General features: G+C 50.1%; 19 protein-coding genes. 7 read left to right on the top strand and 12 right to left on the bottom strand.

Annotated features, from left to right (window positions below):
- Window positions 1-19: 19 nt before the first annotated feature.
- The 4 genes from yfdV to ACU8XX_RS07280 form a co-directional block, all read right to left on the bottom strand.
- Window positions 20-964, bottom strand: coding sequence for a transporter YfdV (gene yfdV / locus ACU8XX_RS07295; protein ID WP_000955028.1), 945 nt, complete (start codon window positions 962-964; stop codon window positions 20-22).
- A 69-nt stretch (window positions 965-1,033) separates the two neighbouring features.
- Window positions 1,034-2,728 (bottom strand): oxalyl-CoA decarboxylase, encoded by a 1,695-nt coding sequence (oxc, locus tag ACU8XX_RS07290; RefSeq protein ID WP_001283499.1) that lies wholly within the window; start codon window positions 2,726-2,728, stop codon window positions 1,034-1,036.
- A 53-nt stretch (window positions 2,729-2,781) separates the two neighbouring features.
- Window positions 2,782-4,032 (bottom strand): formyl-CoA transferase, encoded by a 1,251-nt coding sequence (gene frc, locus ACU8XX_RS07285; protein ID WP_000106759.1) that lies wholly within the window; start codon window positions 4,030-4,032, stop codon window positions 2,782-2,784.
- Between the two features lie 512 nt (window positions 4,033-4,544).
- Window positions 4,545-5,177, bottom strand: coding sequence for a YfdX family protein (locus tag ACU8XX_RS07280; protein WP_000825604.1), 633 nt, complete (start codon window positions 5,175-5,177; stop codon window positions 4,545-4,547).
- Window positions 5,178-5,472: 295 nt separating this feature from the next.
- Here ACU8XX_RS07280 and ypdI point away from each other — a divergent pair, with 295 nt between their 5' ends.
- Window positions 5,473-5,748, top strand: coding sequence for a colanic acid biosynthesis lipoprotein YpdI (gene ypdI, locus ACU8XX_RS07275; protein ID WP_000867637.1), 276 nt, complete (start codon window positions 5,473-5,475; stop codon window positions 5,746-5,748).
- Window positions 5,749-5,824: 76 nt separating this feature from the next.
- On the opposite strand, the gene ACU8XX_RS07270 is transcribed toward ypdI, so the two are convergent.
- On the bottom strand, window positions 5,825-6,067 hold the full coding sequence (locus ACU8XX_RS07270) for a YfdY family protein (RefSeq protein WP_000639883.1): 243 nt from the start codon (window positions 6,065-6,067) through the stop codon (window positions 5,825-5,827).
- Window positions 6,068-6,419: 352 nt separating this feature from the next.
- Here ACU8XX_RS07270 and lpxP point away from each other — a divergent pair, with 352 nt between their 5' ends.
- Window positions 6,420-7,340, top strand: coding sequence for a kdo(2)-lipid IV(A) palmitoleoyltransferase (lpxP, locus tag ACU8XX_RS07265; RefSeq protein ID WP_000484404.1), 921 nt, complete (start codon window positions 6,420-6,422; stop codon window positions 7,338-7,340).
- A 355-nt stretch (window positions 7,341-7,695) separates the two neighbouring features.
- Window positions 7,696-7,767, top strand: a complete 72-nt coding sequence (gene ypdK, locus ACU8XX_RS07260; protein WP_010723117.1) for a membrane protein YpdK — start codon at window positions 7,696-7,698, stop codon at window positions 7,765-7,767.
- A gap of 64 nt (window positions 7,768-7,831) precedes the next feature.
- Here ypdK and alaC read toward each other — a convergent pair whose 3' ends face one another.
- On the bottom strand, window positions 7,832-9,070 hold the full coding sequence (gene alaC, locus ACU8XX_RS07255) for an alanine transaminase (RefSeq protein WP_000785931.1): 1,239 nt from the start codon (window positions 9,068-9,070) through the stop codon (window positions 7,832-7,834).
- Between the two features lie 375 nt (window positions 9,071-9,445).
- Here alaC and ypdA point away from each other — a divergent pair, with 375 nt between their 5' ends.
- From ypdA to ACU8XX_RS07240, 3 genes are read left to right on the top strand one after another with little or no spacing between them, the layout of a single operon-like run.
- Window positions 9,446-11,143, top strand: a complete 1,698-nt coding sequence (ypdA, locus tag ACU8XX_RS07250; protein ID WP_000544359.1) for a two-component system sensor histidine kinase YpdA — start codon at window positions 9,446-9,448, stop codon at window positions 11,141-11,143.
- A gap of 14 nt (window positions 11,144-11,157) precedes the next feature.
- Window positions 11,158-11,892, top strand: a complete 735-nt coding sequence (gene ypdB / locus ACU8XX_RS07245; protein ID WP_001295458.1) for a two-component system response regulator YpdB — start codon at window positions 11,158-11,160, stop codon at window positions 11,890-11,892.
- Between the two features lie 12 nt (window positions 11,893-11,904).
- Complete coding sequence (locus tag ACU8XX_RS07240; protein WP_000646835.1) at window positions 11,905-12,762, top strand: AraC family transcriptional regulator; 858 nt, start codon at window positions 11,905-11,907, stop codon at window positions 12,760-12,762.
- A 2-nt stretch (window positions 12,763-12,764) separates the two neighbouring features.
- Here the strand turns inward: ACU8XX_RS07240 and ptsP are convergent, their stop codons facing one another.
- From ptsP to glk, 6 genes are all read right to left on the bottom strand, one after another.
- Window positions 12,765-15,260 (bottom strand): phosphoenolpyruvate--protein phosphotransferase, encoded by a 2,496-nt coding sequence (ptsP, locus tag ACU8XX_RS07235; RefSeq protein ID WP_112033924.1) that lies wholly within the window; start codon window positions 15,258-15,260, stop codon window positions 12,765-12,767.
- 24 nt (window positions 15,261-15,284) lie between these two features.
- Entirely contained in the window at window positions 15,285-16,322 is a 1,038-nt protein-coding gene (gene ypdE / locus ACU8XX_RS07230) for an aminopeptidase (RefSeq protein WP_000366028.1), read from the bottom strand.
- Window positions 16,322-17,407, bottom strand: coding sequence for an aminopeptidase (gene ypdF / locus ACU8XX_RS07225; protein ID WP_000173291.1), 1,086 nt, complete (start codon window positions 17,405-17,407; stop codon window positions 16,322-16,324). The genes ypdE and ypdF overlap by 1 nt, the downstream gene beginning before the upstream one ends.
- Before the next feature lie 14 nt (window positions 17,408-17,421).
- Window positions 17,422-18,669 (bottom strand): PTS fructose transporter subunit IIC, encoded by a 1,248-nt coding sequence (locus tag ACU8XX_RS07220; protein WP_000985359.1) that lies wholly within the window; start codon window positions 18,667-18,669, stop codon window positions 17,422-17,424.
- Window positions 18,670-18,690: 21 nt separating this feature from the next.
- Window positions 18,691-19,017: a PTS fructose transporter subunit IIB gene (locus ACU8XX_RS07215; protein WP_000038456.1), complete on the bottom strand. Its 327-nt coding sequence runs from the start codon at window positions 19,015-19,017 to the stop codon at window positions 18,691-18,693.
- Window positions 19,018-19,235: 218 nt separating this feature from the next.
- Window positions 19,236-20,201 carry a glucokinase gene (gene glk, locus ACU8XX_RS07210; protein ID WP_000170346.1) on the bottom strand — a complete coding sequence of 322 codons (966 nt, stop codon included), beginning with the start codon at window positions 20,199-20,201 and terminating at the stop codon, window positions 19,236-19,238.
- Between the two features lie 203 nt (window positions 20,202-20,404).
- On the opposite strand from glk, the gene ACU8XX_RS07205 reads away from it, so the two are divergent.
- A complete protein-coding gene (locus ACU8XX_RS07205) occupies window positions 20,405-21,661 on the top strand; it encodes an ion channel protein (protein ID WP_016242295.1) in 1,257 nt (418 codons plus the stop codon).
- The last annotated feature ends 40 nt before the right edge of the window (window positions 21,662-21,701 follow it).

The following is a 21,701-nucleotide window of genomic DNA, read 5'->3' as shown; positions in this document are numbered from 1 at the left end:
AAATCAATAACATGATTAATTATGAAACCAGTCGACTGACATAAATCCACAAGGGAGCCGTGACGACAAAGCCCAGTACGCTCACAGCCAATGACGCTGTACCAGTACGGGTGTAGACATTAAACCGGCTGGCAATAATGATTCCGGAGAATGCCGGCGGTAATGCGCCTGCCAGTACCATCATCTGCAGATGTTCGCTGTTCAAATGACATGCCATACCAACGAGAAGCAGTGCCAGTGGCATCAGAATCAGCTTCAGGAAGGTGTTATAAGCAATTTCGGCACTGAACTCGAATTTATGTGCAGCCAGAGTCAACCCCGCAGCGAATACCGCTACCCCTGAGTTAGCCTTCGCAATCAGATTAAAGGTTGGGTCCCATGCTGCCGGAATTTTTACCCCAACCAACACCAGGATCGTTGCCAGAACAGGTGCCCATACTACTGGCTCCTTTGCCGCAGAAATTAATGCGCTCAGATTACTATTCTTCTTACCATCCGCTCCTGAGGAAGGATTCAGCAAATACAGACCAATAGGAATAGTAATTGCGTTAACAATAATAGAAATAATTGCTACCACTAAACCTGTTGATACGGAATCACCATAAATAGGATCGAGAACTGCAAACCCCAGGAATCCAATGGTAGGTGAACCCGCAATTAATGCACATACAGCTGCTTCTGCATGGGTACGTTTAAAAAATTTGTAGCAACCAAACCAGGAGAAAAAGAAACATCCGACAATAACCACAAGTGATACAAGGGTCAGACGAGTGTCCGCAAAAATCATTTCCCTGTTTGCCCGGGTAATAGAAACAAATAGAGCCGCAGGAAGAGCGTAGTTTAATACCAGTTTATTAAATGCGCGGGCTTGATCTTCTGAAAAAGTTTCTCGTCTGCCGCTAAAATAACCCAACAGCATGATTACGATAATAGGCAATAAATCGCCAATAAAAAATGTTAGCATAATAGTATTTCCGATAAGGGTCCCCTCACCATCGCATAATGAGTTGGCAAGAGGAGACGATGTCAGTATTTAATTACCAGCGACTTGTTTTGGGTTAAGTTTGGTAATATGGCCACTTTCAGTTCCTGCTGCAGGGTCGATGACCACATTAATAATGGTCGGTTTGCGCGACTGAATACCGGTGGTTAAAGCATGGCGAAGTTCATCTGTCGTGGTGACGTTATAGCCAACGCCACGAAACGCATCCATTAATTTGTCATACCTTGCATGGTGCAACAGATCCGTTGGTGATGGTGCACCAGCGCCACTGAGATCAACACCGTCTCCTCTGTAGATGCCGCCATTATTAAAAATAACGATCGTCACCGGCAGGTTATATCGACAAATCGTTTCAATTTCCATCCCACTGAAACCAAAAGCACTATCACCTTCAATGGCGACAACCGGAGAACCAGAAGTCACGCTAGCACCGATGGCATAGCCCATACCGATGCCCATGACACCCCAGGTACCACAATCCAGACGACGACGTGGTTTATACATATCAATAATATTTCGTGCATTATCCAGGGTATTTGCACCTTCATTAACTAAATAAATATCCTGGTTCTCGCGCAATACGTCGCGCACAGCACTTAATGCATTAAAGTAATTTAATGGTTGAGTATCTGTACTTAATTTTTCATGCATTTTTTGTGCATTTTGCTGCTTGTGGATATTTAAAATATCGCGCCATACCAGTGGAGTCGTAAATGTGTTTTGTTTCAGTTCTGCCAGCATACCTTGCATACTGGATGCAATATCACCAACGACTGGCACAGCAATGGGGCGGTTGCTGTCAATTTCCTGCGGTTCAATATCCAGTTGAATAAACTGTGTATCTGCCGCCCATCCTTTTTTACCGTGTGCCAATAACCAATTCAGTCGTGCACCAACAAGCATGACAACGTCAGCATTTGCCAGGGCAAACGAACGCGCAGCTGCCGCAGAAAGTGGATGCGTATCTTCAAGGATCCCTTTCGCCATAGACATTGGCAGGAATGGAATCTGAGTACTTTCAATAAATTCACGAAGCTGTTCATCAGCTTGTGAATACGCCGCGCCTTTGCCAAGGATAATTAATGGCCGTTCAGCTTTTGCTAAAAGCGAAATTGCGCTAGTGACTGACTTCGGGCATGGCAATAATGCTGGCGACGGATTTTCAACTTTAACAATCGTGGTTAACGCTTCGTCTTTTTCCATCGTCGCGGCCAGGACATTTGCTGGCAAATCAAGATAAACTCCGCCAGGGCGACCCGATACAGAGACCCGGATAGCGCGTGCCAATGCAATGCCAAGATCCTGCGGCTGATTAACGCGAAATGCTGCTTTGGCATACGGTTTTGCCGCATTCATTTGGTCCAGCTCTTCATAATCACCTTGCTGTAGGTCGACGATCGCGCGGTCGCTGGAGCCGCTAATCATGATCATCGGAAAACCATTTACCGTTGCGTTGGCCAATGCGGTCAAACCATTGAGGAATCCTGGCGCAGAAACTGTCAGGCAGATCCCCGGTTTTTGGGTAAGAAAACCGCTTGCCGCAGCGGCATAGCCTGCCGACTGCTCATGACGAAAACCAATATAACGAATGCCTTCCGCCTGGGCATGGCGTGCCATATCCGTCACAGGAATACCTACAACACCATAAATAGTGTCAATATTATTCTGTTTTAATGCTTCAACGATGATATGCATACCATCTGTCATTTGAAGTTGATCTGACATGATTAATAACCTCGAAATTTTTATAAATTGGGAGCCAGAAGCCCCCGTTAATATCAGATGGCGTGGTTTTGCTTCATTGCAGCAATTTCATCGTCGCTATAACCCAGCTCCTGCAATACAGCAGCGGTATGTTCACCTAATAGCGGCGCAGCTTTAATATCCGGCGTAAAGGCAGAGAATTTCATTGGACAACCAACGGTCAGATATTTTCCACGCAACGGTTGTTCCACTTCAACAACACTGCCACTTTGGCGCAAAGAGGGATCAAGTGAAATTTCTTTCATACTTAAAACCGGTGCACAAGGAATATCAAACTGAGTCAAATAGGCCACCGCTTCATGTTTATCAATAGTGACAGTGTATTTTTCGATTTCAGCAAAAATATCGAAAATATGTGGCTGTCGTGCATGGGCTGTACTGTATGCCGGATCGGTAATCCATTCTGGTTTGCCGATGGCTTTACAGGTGTTTTCCCAGTTTTGCTCCTGAATAGTGAAATAAATATAGGCGTTAGGATCGGTTTCCCAGCCTTTACATTTCAGGATCCAGCCAGGCTGACCGCCACCACCTGCATTACCACCGCGGGGAACTGCATCACCAAATGTACCATTCGGATACTGCGGGTATTCTTCCAGATAACCCAATTTATCGAGACGCTGCTGGTCACGTAATTTCACGCGGCAAAGGTTCAATACGGCATCCTGCATTGACATGGTGACTCGTTGCCCACGCCCCGTTTTTTCGCGATGCAGCAAAGCAGCAAGTAAACCGATCAGCAAATGCATTCCGGTGTTGCTGTCACCCAACGCTGCAGCGCTTACCAGCGGCGGACCATCCCAAAAACCCGTAGTGGATGCCGCGCCACCCGCTGCCTGAGCAACGTTTTCATAGGCTTTTACATTCACATAAGGCGAACACTCATCAAACCCTTTGATCGAACCAAAAATCAGACGTGGATTGATTTCTTGAATATGCTCCCAGGTGAAGCCCATGTGATCAATGGCCCCTGGATGAAAGTTCTCGACTAAGATATCAGCTTCGCGGATCAGCTTTTCCATTACCTCTTTGCCTTCCGCTGTTTTGGTATTTAACTCAATAGAACGTTTGTTACTGTTAAGCATGGTGAAGTAAAGCGCATCGATATCAGGAATATCTCGCAGCTGGTGACGCGTTACGTCACCAACGCCGGGACGTTCAATTTTAATAACGTCAGCGCCAAACCAGGCCAGCATTTGAGTACAAGATGGGCCAGATTGCACACCGGTGAAATCGAGAACTTTAATTCCTTGAAGTGGAGTTGACATAGCAATACCTATTAGTTAATTAAATATGTGTTAATTTAGCGTTTATTTAAGGCGTAATATCTTCTATAAATAACCCGCAAAATATCGTCGTAGCGGCACTCGATATTTTCACATTCCTGTATCAAGTGCTGAAAATCATTTCATCGCCACTTCCAATTCCTTTCTGCATGGTAAGTAGTGAGGACGAAAAGAAGAATATGATAAATATTGCTTCGCGGTAATCAGAGAGAGCCGCGAGATTTGTGATGTTATTCTTACAACTGTAAGAAGCGCCGGTGATTTACAAGCAAGGGTATGATTACGCTTTTTAAAGCGTACCATAAAACATAACATAATAAATGATTTGTGATGACACGGGATTATTGCGGTTTACTTTGAGGAATATAAAATGCGAGTTTATAGCACCGCGAGCGCCAAATAATTTTATGACCACAACCTGTCGTATTGTGGTCATAAAAAATTGTCGGCTGGAGGGAGTTAAATCCTTTACCTCAATATACTGCCTGTCAGCATTAGTTCACAAACAGTGCTTCGCTATCGACGATGATTCCATCTTCCGCACCTTTAAGCGCCAGGTTTGCCTCGTAGTATTGCTTTTTATCAAGCAGTTTCTGCGCATCAGCAAGTGCATTACGAGTCTGTTTAAGTGGCATCAGATATTGGTTTTCCATTACGCCAACACCGGCCAGGCGAAGCTCTTCCATTGCGCCCTTTTTATCCCCTTTCGCCATTTTTTCATTGGCAATTTTTATCGCGGCTTCTTTTTCGGGAGTTGCTACATAACTCTCAGAAATTCCGACAGATGCATTAATGACAATATATTGGTCATCATTGAGATTGGTCTTTTTACCTGGCTTAGCGAACTTTGCCCATTCGGTACTGTCATCTGACAGCAAAGCGGAAGCTTCATTGGTCAGTTCTTTTGCCTTTTCTGGATCGCCATGAAACAGAGCCAGGCGCGCTACCTGCACGTCACGCATCGCATATAAACCTTGTTCAGAGATACGCTCTGCTGCTGCCGTTTTCTGGGTTTGCTGAACTTGCTGAGTTTGCTGTTGTGCCGCTACCGGTGCATTATCAGCAGCCCATACAGTTGAAGATGCCAGAATTGCTGTGACCATCGTAGCCATAATTAAACGTTTCATACTTACCTCATTCTTTAACAGTTTTAGAAAACGCCGCCATCATATTGGGTGAGCATGAAATGAGAAATCAGAGAGCAACGGTCATTTTGAAAGGGTTATCTTACAGTTGTAGTTATTATCGCAAGAAGTATTTTAGTCTTACAATTGTAGGAATCTGCTTCCTGTCGCAGAGAACTATTCTTATGTACCACAAAGAGATGTCATTTATTATATCGATGTAAATATTGATTAATTATATGTAAATACAGCCATAACATCGTAGGTTCTCAGTGAACCATTTTCAGGATAACTTTCTATGAAAGTAAACTTAATACTTTTCAGCTTATTTTTATTGGTCTCTATTATGGCATGCAATGTTTTTGCATTTTCCATTTCTGGTGGTGTAAGTGAGAGGAGCTATAAAGAGACTGAAAAAACATCAGCGATGACGACCACACACTCTACAAAACTTCAGCCATCACAGGCGATTTTGTTTAAGATGAGAGAAGATGCGCCACCATTAAACCTCACAGAAGAAATCACGCCTACTTATCCGACAAAGGCGAATTATCTTATTCATCCTGTGCGATAGCGTCTGTCACATGGCAGGTGAACAATCATGTCTGATGCTGATGTGAACACCTGCCCAAATGAGCCATCCTGACCCACTATCGCCTGCCATACCCCACCATAAAGCGAATCATCAAGCCACAAGCCGGGGCAAGAAACATAAATATCCCCGTCACCAGTTCATTACCGCCAGTTAACCACATGGTGAAGTAATAAATGAGTGCAGCGAGGATCACCATGCCGAAGAAAGAAGAGACCGCCGATACCACGTTCAATACCTGACCGATGTAGCCGCTTACGCAGACAATACACAGGGCGAGAAACATCCATAAATAAATCATAGCTCAACCTCCTGCCGCGCTAAAAAACCTGTAACTTCAGTCACTTTAATAGTAAGACAATCCTTAACCTCTGGCAATTTTTGCTAAGCATCAATGAAAACAGCATGTTAAATGCAAGACTGTTGTGTACGGAAAAATATTTACTTTGCACGATTAATAATCAGTAGCTGAAAGCAGTCAGCGAGTGATAAAGTACAGATACCGCATTCATGCTCCTCGTGGTTATGTCCTGACTAGTCTTTACACTCTTTACAGGAACCATTGTCGTACATGATGGCCCAACCAATTGAGTGTACCGCTGTCGACATGGAATCTTCTGCGATACAACAATTCGTATCTACAGAAGGTAACTATGTTTCCACAATGCAAATTTTCCCGCGAGTTTCTACATCCTCGCTACTGGCTCACATGGTTTGGGCTTGGTGTACTCTGGCTTTGGGTACAGCTTCCTTATCCTGTTCTCTGCTTTCTCGGCACGCGTATTGGCGCAATGGCGCGACCATTCCTGAAACGTCGTGAATCTATCGCCCGTAAAAACCTGGAACTTTGTTTCCCGCAGCATTCTGCGGAAGAACGCGAGAAGATGATTGCCGAAAACTTTCGTTCACTCGGCATGGCGCTGGTAGAAACCGGCATGGCATGGTTCTGGCCCGACAGTCGCGTACGTAAATGGTTTGATGTTGAAGGGTTGGATAACCTTAAACGCGCACAAATGCAAAATCGCGGCGTAATGGTTGTCGGCGTCCATTTTATGTCGCTGGAACTGGGCGGCCGCGTGATGGGACTGTGCCAACCAATGATGGCTACCTATCGTCCACATAATAATCAGCTGATGGAATGGGTGCAGACCCGTGGGCGCATGCGCTCTAACAAAGCGATGATCGGCAGAAATAATCTGCGCGGCATTGTCGGTGCACTGAAGAAAGGTGAAGCGGTATGGTTTGCTCCCGATCAGGATTATGGTCGTAAAGGCAGCTCCTTCGCGCCGTTCTTTGCGGTGGAAAATGTCGCCACAACCAATGGCACCTATGTTCTCTCCCGTCTCTCTGGCGCAGCCATGTTGACCGTAACGATGGTAAGAAAAGCGGATTACAGCGGATATCGTTTGTTCATCACCCCAGAGATGGAAGGCTACCCGACAGATGAAAATCAAGCCGCTGCCTATATGAACAAGATTATCGAGAAAGAGATCATGCGCGCACCGGAGCAGTACCTCTGGATCCACCGTCGCTTTAAAACGCGCCCGGTGGGAGAATCGTCGTTGTACATTTAACAAACTGCTCTTACTCTTTCCCTCCTCAAATCGGCCATAATAACCTCATGGTTTTTATGGCTTTTTTCTTAAGGTTTTTTCCTTCGCTGAATATCTAATTATTACCGTCAGAAATTAAACTGTCGCCGATATGAGACACTTGTAAGTTACTAAAAGTAAATAAGAAAATGCCTCTTGTCTCGTTTCAGTTTTAGGCGTACATTAGCGCCGTCTCGAGCAGTTTAGCTCAGAATTCTGGGGTGATGCCCACGGTAAAATACAGGGCTTTTAAGGTCGCTTTGCCCGGTGTCAACTCACTGTATCAGGTGTAATGAAGTCATTCAGGCGTAACAGTAATTACGCGGAGAGATGTAAAGTGAAATATTTCTTTATGGGCATTTCTTTTATGGTCATCGTTTGGGCCGGTACTTTTGCCCTGATGATCTAAAAGCAAACTGTGCAATGAAAAACAGGAGCCATCAGGCTCCTGTTTGCATTTCTGACGACGGTGTTTATTCCGCGTTTTCGTGAATATGTTTGCTGCTGGCGGGTAGTAAACCGTCGGCACGGAACATCGCTTTAATCCCTCTGATGGCCTGACGAATACGGTCGCGGTTTTCAATCAGTGCAAAGCGAACATGCGTATCACCATAGTCGCCAAAGCCAATCCCCGGCGAGACACAAACCTTCGCTTCGTTAAGGAGCTTCTTGGCAAATTCCAGCGATCCCATGGCCGCATATGGTTCCGGGATTTTCGCCCAGACATACATCGAAGCCTTCGGCATTTCAACCATCCAGCCCGCTTCATGCAGCCCTTTAACCAATACATCACGGCGGCGTTTGTACTGTTCGGCAATGTCGCGCACGCACTGTTGATCGCCCTCCAGCGCCGCAATCGCCGCCACCTGCAACGGCGTAAAGGTGCCGTAATCGTGATAGCTTTTAATACGAGCCAGGGCGCTGACCAGCGTTTTGTTGCCAACCATAAAGCCGATACGCCAGCCCGCCATGTTGTAGCTTTTCGACAGCGTAAAGAACTCGACTGCCACATCGCGTGCACCCGGTACCTGCATAATTGACGGCGCTTTCCAGCCATCGTAGACGATATCGGCATAGGCCAGGTCATGGACCACCAGCACATCGTAGCGTTTCGCCAGCGCCACTACTTTTTCGAAGAACTCCAGTTCCACGCATTGCGCGGTTGGGTTTGACGGGAAGCCGAGGATCATCATCTTCGGTTTCGGATAACTTTCACGAATGGCTCGCTCCAGTTCGTTGAAGAAATCGACACCTTCCACCAGCGGCACTGAGCGTACCTGCGCCCCGGCAATCACCGCGCCATAAATATGGATCGGGTAACTTGGATTCGGCACCAGCACCGTGTCACCATGATCCAGCGTCGCCAGCATCAGATGCGCCAGGCCCTCTTTCGAACCAATAGTGACGATGGCTTCTGATTCCGGGTCGATTTCAACGTCGTAGCGATCCTGATACCAGCGGGAAATGGCGCGACGTAACCGCGGAATGCCGCGTGAAGTGGAGTAACCATGCGTGTCCGGGCGCTGGGCCACAGTACATAATTTTTCGACGATATGCGGCGGAGTCGCACCGTCCGGGTTACCCATGCTGAAATCGATAATATCTTCGCCGCGCCGACGCGCAGCCATTTTCAGTTCAGCGGTGATGTTAAAAACGTAGGGCGGGAGACGATCAATGCGCGTAAAGCGACGTTCAGGGCGAGTGTCAGCCATAATTTCCTCAGATTAACGTTAGCGCCCGGACCGTCCGAGCGACGCTGCCACGATGGTGGCTGTTTTGAAAATAGCCTGATTAATTTCTGTCTGTCCAGCGTTTTAGAACATTTTATTAATGACGTTAAATGAGGAACTCTGCTTTAAAAACAGGAAATTTATCTGCGCTAACAAGAAAATTACCACTCATTTTATTAACATAATAATTTCAATAAATTTACTAACCAGAAGTGCATTATCAAGAGATGCATTGCTAATACACCATTTATCTATCAATCCCCTTTTAAAATTGTGGTTTTTCCTCAAAAACGGCCTGCTGGTCATCAGCCTTCAGGTTACCTATCATAGAGGTTTAATCCTTATTCAGAGTCACCCGTGCACGAAATATTCAACATGCTGCTGGCGGTCTTCGATCGGGCAGCGTTAATGCTTATCTGCCTGTTCTTTCTCATCCGTATCCGCCTGTTTCGCGAACTGTTGCACAAGTCGGCGCACTCCCCAAAAGAATTGCTCGCCGTTACCGCCATTTTCTCGCTGTTCGCCCTGTTCAGCACCTGGTCCGGCGTTCCCGTAGAAGGCTCGCTGGTGAACGTACGTATTATCGCGGTGATGTCCGGCGGGATTCTGTTTGGCCCGTGGGTAGGCATCATTACCGGCGTGATTGCGGGTATTCACCGGTATTTAATTGATATCGGCGGCGTGACGGCGATCCCCTGCTTTATCACCAGCATTCTGGCGGGTTGTATATCGGGCTGGATCAACCTGAAAATCCCCAAAGCACAGCGCTGGCGCGTCGGTATTCTCGGCGGCATGTTGTGTGAGACGTTGACCATGATTCTGGTAATTGTCTGGGCACCAACTACCGCGTTGGGGATCGATATCGTCTCTAAAATCGGCATTCCAATGATCCTCGGTAGCGTCTGTATCGGCTTTATTGTGCTTCTGGTGCAAAGCGTTGAGGGCGAAAAAGAGGCCAGCGCCGCGCGGCAGGCCAAGCTGGCGCTGGATATCGCCAACAAAACGCTACCGCTGTTTCGCCATGTCAATAGCGAGTCATTACGCAAGGTCTGCGAAATTATCCGCGATGACATTCACGCCGATGCGGTGGCGATTACTAATACCGATCATGTGCTGGCCTATGTTGGCGTGGGTGAACATAACTATCAGAATGGCGATGACTTCATTAGCCCGACTACCCGTCAGGCGATGAATTACGGAAAAATCATCATTAAAAACAATGATGAAGCCCACCGCACACCAGAGATTCATTCCATGCTGGTGATCCCATTGTGGGAGAAAGGGGTCGTGACCGGAACGCTGAAAATTTACTACTGCCACGCGCATCAGATCACCTCGTCATTACAGGAAATGGCGGTCGGTCTGTCGCAAATCATCTCCACGCAACTGGAGGTTTCACGCGCCGAGCAGCTACGTGAAATGGCAAATAAGGCAGAGCTTCGCGCCCTGCAAAGCAAAATTAATCCCCATTTTCTGTTTAACGCTCTGAACGCTATTTCATCGTCAATCCGTCTGAATCCGGATACCGCTCGCCAGTTGATCTTTAATCTGTCGCGTTATCTGCGCTATAACATTGAATTAAAAGACGATGAGCAAATCGATATCAAAAAAGAGCTGTATCAAATTAAAGACTATATTGCCATTGAGCAGGCCCGCTTTGGTGACAAGCTGACGGTTATCTATGATATTGATGAAGAGGTGAATTGCTGCATTCCCAGCCTGCTGATCCAGCCGTTGGTGGAGAACGCCATTGTCCACGGTATTCAGCCTTGCAAAGGTAAAGGCGTTGTCACCATCAGCGTTGCAGAGTGCGGAAATCGGGTACGCATTGCGGTGCGAGATACCGGGCACGGCATCGATCCAAAGGTGATTGAGCGGGTCGAAGCGAATGAAATGCCGGGCAATAAAATTGGCCTGCTGAATGTCCATCATCGCGTGAAGTTATTGTATGGCGAGGGGCTGCATATCCGCCGCCTGGAGCCGGGGACGGAAATTGCGTTTTACATTCCTAACCAACGCACCCCAGTCGCCTCACAGGCTACGTTATTGCTTTGAGCCGGAGTGATATTGTGAAAGTCATCATTGTTGAAGACGAATTCCTGGCACAACAGGAACTGAGCTGGCTAATTAAAGAGCACAGCCAGATGGAGATTGTCGGCACCTTTGACGACGGTCTGGACGTGTTGAAGTTTTTGCAGCATAACCGCGTCGACGCCATTTTTCTGGATATCAATATTCCGTCGCTGGATGGCGTGTTGCTGGCGCAAAACATCAGCCAGTTCGCCCATAAACCGTTTATTGTGTTCATCACCGCGTGGAAAGAACATGCGGTAGAAGCGTTTGAACTGGAGGCGTTTGACTACATTCTCAAACCGTATCAGGAGTCACGTATTACCGGGATGCTGCAAAAACTGGAAGCGGCCTGGCAACAACAGCAGACCAGCAGTACGCCTGCCGCGACGGTAACGCGTGAGAATGACACCATTAATCTGGTGAAAGATGAGCGAATAATCGTCACGCCAATTAACGATATCTATTACGCCGAAGCGCACGAGAAAATGACCTTTGTCTATACGCGGCGTGAATCCTACGTAATGCCGATGAACATTACCGAATTTTGCAGCAAACTGCCGCCGTCGCATTTTTTCCGCTGCCATCGCTCATTTTGTGTCAATCTGAACAAAATACGCGAAATCGAACCGTGGTTTAATAACACCTACATTCTGCGACTGAAAGATCTGGATTTTGAAGTGCCGGTCAGCCGCAGCAAAGTGAAAGAATTTCGCCAGTTAATGCATCTTTAATCGGGAACTCTCATGAAAGCACCAGGCTTGCCCGCCGATCAACAATTTTTCGCCGATCTGTTCAGCGGCCTGGTGCTTAACCCGCAACTACTGGGGCGCGTCTGGTTTGCCAGCCAGCCTGCCTCGTTGCCGGTGGGCAGTTTATGTATTGATTTTCCCCGTCTGGATATCGTGCTGCGCGGCGAATACGGCAATCTGCTGGAAGCAAAGCAGCAACGTTTGGTGGAAGGAGAAATGCTGTTTATTCCGGCGCGCGCGGCTAATTTACCGGTCAACAACAAACCGGTGATGCTGTTAAGCCTGGTGTTCGCTCCGACCTGGCTTGGGTTATCGTTTTACGATAGCCGCACCACGTCGTTGTTGCATCCTGCTCGCCAGATCCAGCTTCCCAGCCTGCAACGCGGTGAAGGTGAAGCGATGCTTACCGCCCTCACCCATCTTAGCCGTTCGCCGCTGGAGCAAAATATCATTCAGCCGCTGGTGTTAAGTTTGCTGCATCTTTGCCGTAGCGTGGTGAATATGCCGCCGGGCAATTCGCAGCCGCGCGGCGATTTTCTCTATCACAGCATTTGTAACTGGGTTCAGGATAATTATGCCCAGCCGCTCACCCGCGAGAGCGTGGCGCAGTTTTTTAATATCACGCCCAATCATCTGTCAAAACTGTTTGCTCAGCATGGAACGATGCGTTTTATCGAGTATGTGCGTTGGGTGCGAATGGCGAAGGCGAGGATGATTTTGCAGAAATATCATCTGTCAATTCATGAAGTGGCACAGCGTTGCGGTTTTCCGGATAGCGACTATTTTTGTCGCGTTTTCCGGCGTCAGTTTGGTCTGACGCCGGGAGAGTACAGCGCCCGTTTTCAGGGCTAACGTCAGAAGGTTAATTCTGTTTCCAGCAGCGTCAGGATACTTTGTGCATCTTGCGCGGCAAACAACGACTGGCGGAAGTTTTTATTCACCAGTTTACGCGCCAGCTGCGAGAAGACTTTCACATGATTCATCCCTTCGTTAGCACCCAGCGTCAGCATGATCACCAGTTCGACTTCGCCCATTTCTGACTGCCAGCCAATCGGTTTCGCCAGCCGGGCAATGCTGATACTGGAATGACGGATCCACTGAGATTTGGTGTGCGGGATCGCTACGCCAAAACCAACGCCGGTGGTAACAATCTCTTCCCGCTGCCAGACATCTTCTTCCAGCTCAAACGGATGTTCAGTGCGCCCGTTAACGCCGAGGTTGCCGCACAGGAACTGGATCGCCTGCTCTTTATTGCTAAAATCCTGATCAACAAAGATATTCTCCAGCGCCAGCAGTGGGCGAACGTCTTCTTCCGGCGTAAAGGCGGTGAGTAACGCTTCAATTTCCTGCGCACTGCGGCATTCACATGCCTGACGCGCCAGTTCCCGACACGCCTCGCTATCCAGTTGACGAAGCTGGCTTTTCACCGCCGGAATACGCGGGCTACTCATACTCAGCTCATCCAGGCCCAGCCCAAGCAGTAGCGGCAGATAACGGCTTTCACCGCCCAGTTCACCGCAAATGCCTACCCATTTGCCCCGCTGATGCGCAGTGGTAACTATTTGCTGCAACATGCGCAGGAACGATGGCGTAATCGGGTTATATAGCGGCGATACGCGCGGGTTATTACGATCGACCGCATACAGATACTGGGTCATATCGTTGGAGCCGATACTGAAGAAATCGACCTCATCGCAGAAGTGGTCGATGATGTAGCACACCGACGGAACTTCCACCATGATCCCAAGCGTAATCGTCTCTGCATGACGCAGGCCATCGCGCTTAAGCTCAACGATCGCTTTTTGGATCTCGCCTTTCACCCATAAGATCTGATCGAGGCTGTGAACCATCGGGATCATCAACTGGGCGTTGCCGAAACTGGCGGCGCGCAAAATGGCCCGCAGTTGAGTGCGGAACAGGCCAGCAAATTCCGGGTAAATACGTACCGCGCGATAGCCGAGGAACGGGTTCTCTTCCTGGGGAATATTCAGATAAGGAATGCTTTTATCGCCGCCGATGTCCATCGTGCGGAAGATAATCGGCTTGTCGCCCGCCGCCAGTAGCACCTGCTGGTAGGCTTCAAATTGCTCCTGCTCGTCCGGCGCGCTGTCGCGATCCATATAGAGCATTTCGGTACGGAACAGCCCAACGCCTTCCGCGCCGTTGGCAAACGCGCCTGGCGCTTCCAGAGCGGTGCCGATATTCGCCGCAATATCAATACGCTTGTTATCACGGGAATAGGCCAGCTGCGCGGCAGCCTGCGCCTGTTGTTTTTGGCGTTTATCCGCCAGCGTCTGCGCGACCTGATAATAACCGCTCACCGCGTCATTCGGGTTAATCGCCAGCACGCCGCACTGGGCGTCAAGCACTGCAGGTTGCCCGGCATAACGGGCAATCGCATCCAGCGGCAAGCCACTCAGTACCGGGATCGCCGAGGCACGGGCCAGAATCAGTGTATGCGAGGTGCGCCCGGTTTTCTCCAGAATCATGCCCGCAAGATTTTTCAAATCAAGGCTCAAAAACTGGCTTGGGGTTAAATCTTCAGCCACCAGAATGGTCGGTTTTTCAAGCACCAGCTTGTTGCGCGGCTTCAGTTCCGGCCAGGTGATATGCAGCAACTGTTCGCTGATATCGCGAATGTCGCTAACACGTTCGCGCAGATAATCGCTGGCAGAGGCAGAAAGTTTGGCGCAAACCTGCTCCATATTGCTGATGATCGCCGCCCCCAGCCCCTGATGCTGTTCTGTCATCAGGCGACGGATATTGCCTGCAAATTCATCATCCTGAATCAGCGACAAATGGGCGCTGAGGATAGTTTTGCTTTCGCCGTCACGCTCACGCAATTGCTGGTTCAGTTGCTCGGCAAGCGTTGCCAGGCTGTGCTCCAGCCGGGTGGAATCTTGCGCACTGGCGGGGATTGCCCGATAACTGTCGAGGCTGTCGCTTTGTAACAGGGTCAGCGTACCCACGCCGACGTCGCTTGCCAGCACATTGCCGTACAGTAAATCCGGGTTAAGGCGGCTTAATGAACGCGGCAGCGGATGCGCCGTCAGTTCTGCCTGCGTAGGCTGAACGCTGTCGCTGTCGATAAAGCGCACCTGGATGTACTCTTCCAGCACGCGCCGCGCCTGCTCTTCATCGCTGCCGCTAATGTTCAGGCTGCAACTGTCATTAAATAGGGTGCCGGTGCCAATCAGCGCCAGCGAGCTTTTCGCATCTGCCTTTGCGTTCTGGCGATGGTTAATAAAAGTGATTTCGCTTTGCCACTGGCTGCACTGTTCTTTAAGTTCCCACGCCGGACGAGCATGTAGACCGTTAGGCAAAGGACAGAGAAATTGAATCGTTAACATAACCGCTCCGGGTTAATCAGGAGATCATCTGAAATCCGTCAGTTGAACAACCGTCTCACGCGTAAGACGTTGAATAAGGGCAGATAAAAGTTGCTGCATCTGCAAAATGTCGCGGCAATCGGCAATCGATGCGGCGCAATGTCCATGGCGGGTTGCTGGCCCCATCACCACTGTGGGCACGCCGGTGCCGGTTAAGTGCACCGCCCCGCCGTCCGTGCCGCCGTTGCTGAACATATCTGCCTGCAACGGCACGCCAATTTCTGCCGCCACGGTTTCGACCCAGGCGGTAAGTTTTGGCGGCGCAATCAGCGACTTGTCGCTTAACACCAGCATCGGCCCGTTACCAATCTGGCGATGGTTAGCCGCGCCATAATCAAAGTTTTTCGCCCAGCAGGCGGTATCAAGCACAATGGCGACGTCCGGCGACACCGCGCGGGTGGCAGTTTGCCCGCCGCGTAATCCCACCTCTTCGCTGGAACTTGCCACCAGCCACACTTCCGCAGGTAGTTCGGCGTCGTGCAGTTCGCGCAGTAACGTCACCAGCAGATAGCAACCGAGGCGGTCATCAAAGGCTTTCCCCATCACTCGCTGGTGAGGGAGAACCTGAAAAGTGGTATCAAACGTGACGCGATCGCCGGGACGAATTCCCGCCTGCATCACTTCGTCATAGGAGCGCGCACCAATGTCCACGCGCATGGCGCTGACGTCATTCCCCTGCCGGTCGCCGTCAAGCAGGCCTGGAATTTTGCACTCTTCACGGGTGGTGATGCGCACCGGCTGCAGCTGGCGGGCAGCCATGCGTACGTTGCCAACCGGCAGCACATCAATCGCCCCTTCGCGGGAGATGCTGCGCACCATAAATCCCACTTCGTCCATATGCGCACAGATCATCACCTTCGGACCTGTCGATTCATTCAGGCGGATCAGCACCGATCCCAGACCATCAAATCGCACTTCTTTTTGCAGGCGATCCGCTTCTTCCAGCAGGATCTGCCGCACTTCCTGTTCCGAGGAGGCGATCGCATCTGCCTCGCTCAACGCTTTTAATAGCGATAAATCCATTATGCCTCTCCCGTGAGCAACACTGTTTTCGGCATGGCGTAGAGCACTTCTGCGCCTTGCGGGGTAACCAGCACAACATCTTCGATGCGCACGCCCCCTTGCCCTGGCAAATAAATCCCCGGCTCCACGGTCAGTAACATGCCTGGCTGTAGCGTCGTGGTGTCCCGCGGTGAAAAACGCGGATCTTCATGAACTTCAATGCCGATAGCGTGACCGGTGTTATGACCGAAATAGTCGCCATAACCTGCTTCTGTAATGACCCGGCGCGCGGCATCGTCAACCTGCTGGCAGCGCACGCCGGGGCGAATCGCGGAGATTGCTGCGAGCTGTGCCTGCAGGACAATTTGATAGACGTTAAACAGCGGGTGAGATTCGGCGCTCACCCCTTCGCCATTCACCAGCAAGGTGCGCGTCATATCAGAGCAGTAGCCCTGATACAGCGCACCGAAATCGAGAGTGACAAACTCGCCCGCTGCAACAATCTTGTCGCTGGCTTTGCCGTGCGGCAGCGCCCCACGCCAGCCACTGGCGACAATGGTGTCAAAAGAGGCTTTTTCTGCGCCCTGCTGGCGCATAAACCACTCCAGTTCAGCGGCTATCTCGCGCTCGCTCATCCCCGCCTGAATAAAGCGGCGAATATGCTCTGCACCGCGATCAGCAATCCCACAGGCGAGGCGGATTTTCTCCACCTCCTCTGGCGTTTTGATTTGCCGCAGCACATCCGGCGTGGCGCTAACCAGTTTCGCATTGAGTTCAGACTGCCAGCGGTGCGCGGTTTCCCAACTCACCTGCTGGCCCTCAAAACCGAGCGTTTGCAACTGTTCATCGGCAATGATTTGATTGACGATAGTGGTAAGCGTGTTCGTCGCGTCAAGCAAATGCAGCTGGTAGCCTTGCGCACGGGCTTCCACCTCAACGTAATAGCGCGAATCCACCAGAATGTGCGCACTTTCACGGCTAATCACCACATAACCTGATCCGGTGGAGATCCCCAGATGCGGCTGTTTGTTCTGCCGTGAGGAGAGAAGCACTGCATCCAGTTGTTGCGCCTTAAGCCAGTCGCGCAGCGAAGCGAGTAATGTCATCTGGATTTTCCTTCTTACAGGCTATCGATTAACAATTTGCCTTTACGGAACATCATCAGACGCAGGAACACCACCATCAGCGCAGTTATGACTGCCCCCAGCGCGATCCCCGCCATATAGACGCCCAGGTTAGTGACCAGCGGCCATGCCCAGATAGCGGACTCCGGGAACCATTGCACTGCGCCCAGCCAGACAGCGGCGGTTGAGCCGACAATAGCGCCGACCATATACGACGGAATGGCGGTGATGGGGCTTTCCAGCGCAAACGGAATCGCACCCTCACTGATCCCCATAAACGCCAGGAACATGGCGGTCTTACCCTGCGGATAAAGTTGAGCGTTGAACAGGCGTTTGCCGGTTAAACGACGGTCGATAATGGTCGCCAGCCCCAGACCAATCGGCGGAATAACGATAGCGATAGAACGAGCGGTGACCGGTAATACGTGGTCAGTGGTAAAGCTGAAGGCAACAAAACCTGCGGCTTTGTTGATCGGGCCACCAAGGTCGATTGCTGTCGCCGCGGCGATCCCCATTGCGTACATCAGCGCGCCCTTCTCACCTGCGGCAGTCAGCACAGTACGGATACCGCCGTTGATCCAGCCACCAAAGGGGGTGATGACGTAGTACATCGCCAGCATGACAAAAATGGCGGAAAGAATCGGGAGCAAAAATGTGGTTTTGAACGCTAACAGGAAATCCGGTAACTGGATTTTCTGGTTCATCCACTTCACAAGGTAACCCGCGACGATAGAAATAATCAGCGCACCAATGAAGGTGGACGGCACCGGCGAAGAGGTCGCCCATTGCATAGTGCTGGGATCGAAGTTCAGCAGTTGCGTCGGCTGGGTAGACATCAACCCGCCGATAAAACCAGCCGGGAACGCCAGTTTGCCACCGATAGAGTTCGCCACAAAAGCAGCAAACATCGGAATGGCAAAACCAAACAACACGCCGCCGAAGGACTGCGACAGCCAGGCAAATTTAAGTAAGGAGAGGTCGAAACCGGAGAATTTCCCGCTATTAAGAGCATCCATGATGCCGATCTCAGCAGGAATTTTAAGCCAGCTATAAGCAATCAGCTGGCTGAAAGCGAGGATCACACCGCCCATAATTAAGGTCGGCACCATGCGTGAAATCCCTGACATCACATGCTGCGGGAGTTCACCCCAGAAGCTGGTTTTAGAGGCCTGCGGATTCTTAACTGCCGCTGCCGCACCGGATGCGCCAGGCACAACGGTTGCACTGCGTTTTTTAATGGCCATAACAATTATCCCTGTCGAATATTACTGTTGTTCAGAGGCAATCATCTCTTCGATTTCTTTGATGATGCCCGCAGCGTTTTTAATTGCGTCCTGCAAAGTGATTTCATAAACGTCGCGTGATTCGAAACGTTCGTTATCTTCCGGGGTAACTGCCACGGAGTGGATGATGATGGTCGCTTCGGCGATATCCTGCGCCGTCAGGCGATTCTGGATACCGTCCGCGCCCTGGGTTTCAATTTTCACTTCATAACCGGCTTCTACCGCCGCTTCTTCCAGCGCCTGAGCGGCCATAAAGGTGTGAGCCAGGCCCATCGGGCAGGCACATAAGGCAATCAGTTTCTTACTCATCGTTAATTCCTCGTTCAGTGATAGTTGACGAGTGAAATTATGAACGTGCAAAACAAATCGCCGTTACCAGACAAATAATGCATTTACTGGAGAATTAATCCCGCTGTACGGAAGTGTGACGCAGGTCGGCCTTGTGAGGGGACACAAAGAAAAATTGAATAAACTGTATGATTTAAAAGATTATCGGGAGAGTTACCTCCCGATATAAAAGGAAGGATTTACAGAATGTGACCTAAGGTCTGGCGTAAATGTGCACCGGAACCGAGAAGGCCCGGATTGTCATGGACGATGAGATACACCGGAATATCATGGACATATTCTTTAAAGCGCCCTTTATCTTCAAATGCGGCACGGAAACCGGAGGCTTTGAAGAACTCAAGGAAGCGCGGCACGATACCGCCCGCAATAAACACGCCGCCAAATGTCCCGAGATTGAGCGCCAGATTGCCGCCAAAACGGCCCATAATGACGCAAAACAGCGACAATGCGCGGCGGCAATCGGTGCAGCTGTCAGCCAGCGCGCGTTCGGTAATATCTTTTGGCTTGAGATTTTCTGGCAGGCGGTTGTCAGCTTTCACAATTGCGCGATACAAATTCACCAGCCCAGGGCCAGAAAGCACGCGCTCCGCCGAAACATGACCAATTTCCGCACGCAATATTTCGAGGATAATGGCCTCTTCTTCACTATTCGGCGCAAAATCAACGTGACCGCCTTCGCCTGGCAAGCTTACCCAACGCTTATCGACATGGACCAGATGCGCAACCCCAAGCCCCGTTCCGGCACCGTAAACCGCAATAGGCTTACCTTCGACCGGTTCTGCGCCACCAAACTGAATCAGATGCTCTTTTTTCAGCATCGGGATCGCCATCGATACAGCGGTAAAATCGTTAATAATTTCCAGATGGCTAAAACCGAGATTCTTTTTCATTTCGGCAATTGAGAACGCCCAGGTATGGTTGGTCATCGCCACCCAGTCACCGGTAATTGGGCAAGCGATGGCAATACAGCCGTCTTTCACCTCGACCTTATGTTCTTCAAGATAAACGCGAATGACCGCTTCGAGGCTGGGGTAATCAAGCCCTGAATAGGTCTTAGCCTGCGAGATTTCACCACTGGCAATATCACACAGAGCAAGACGTGCGTTGGTGCCGCCCACATCACCGACTAATGCATACTTTGTCATTCTTCAACTGCTCCGCTAAAGTCAAAATAATTCTTTCTCACACTGTAAATACCTGGGGGCATAACAACAACGCCGGAAAGGCAGGCTCCCTGTAAATATCGATCTGGGTCACACAATTACTTTATCGTTTCAGCACCAATTGCAGCGATGCCTTTTTGCAAGCTGGGCAAACTAAGTATCTGACCCCGCATAAGGAATAGAACATGCTCCATCCGCGAGCCAGAACCATGTTGTTATTATCGCTCCCCGCCGTGGCAATTGGGATTGCGTCCAGTCTTATTCTGATTGTGGTGATGAAAATCGCCTCGGTATTACAGAATTTGCTCTGGCAACGACTGCCGGGAACTCTGGGGATAGCCCAGGATTCACCCCTCTGGATCATCGGTGTATTAACGCTAACGGGTATTGCGGTGGGGTTGGTTATCCGTTTCAGCCAGGGTCATGCCGGACCAGACCCCGCCTGTGAACCGCTGATCGGCGCACCGGTTCCGCCCTCTGCGCTACCTGGACTTATCGTAGCATTAATTCTCGGTCTTGCTGGCGGCGTCAGCCTGGGGCCGGAACATCCGATCATGACCGTCAATATCGCCCTTGCGGTTGCCATTGGCGCTCGTCTGTTACCGCGCGTCAACCGAATGGAGTGGACTATTTTAGCCTCTGCCAGAACCATCGGCGCACTGTTTGGCACTCCTGTTGCGGCGGCGTTGATATTTTCGCAAACCTTAAATGGCAGTAGTGAAGTTCCGCTATGGGATCGTCTCTTTGCGCCGTTAATGGCGGCAGCAGCTGGTGCACTTACTACCGGATTATTTTTCCATCCTCATTTTTCACTGCCCATTGCTCATTACGGACAGATGGAAATGACCGATATTCTCAGCGGTGCAATTGTCGCGGCGATTGCCATCGCAGCAGGGATGGTCGCCGTATGGTGCTTACCACGGTTGCACGCGATGATGCATCAAATGAAAAATCCGGTGCTCGTGCTGGGTATTGGCGGATTTATTCTCGGTATTCTGGGGGTTATTGGTGGACCAGTTTCGCTGTTTAAAGGGCTGGATGAGATGCAGCAGATGGTGGCAAATCAGGCTTTCAGCACCAGCGATTACTTTTTGCTGGCGGTAATTAAACTTGCCGCCCTGGTCGTTGCTGCCGCCAGTGGCTTTCGCGGTGGGCGAATCTTCCCGGCAGTGTTTGTCGGCGTGGCATTAGGGTTGATGCTGCATGAGCACGTTCCCGCCGTACCAGCGGCAATAACCGTTTCTTGCGCTATTCTCGGCATCGTGCTGGTGGTAACACGCGATGGCTGGTTAAGTCTTTTTATGGCGGCAGTCGTTGTACCCAATACCACATTGCTACCGCTGCTCTGTATCGTCATGCTTCCGGCATGGCTGTTATTAGCAGGTAAGCCGATGATGATGGTCAATCGTCCGAAGCAACAGCCACCCCACGATAACGTTTAGCAAAAAATGCTCTCCTTTATGATTTAAGAGTTATGGCGAT

This window comes from Escherichia sp. MAL-1, assembly GCF_052948035.1.
Note: the sequence above shows the minus strand (reverse complement) of the source record. Positions and strands in the feature narration are given on the sequence as shown.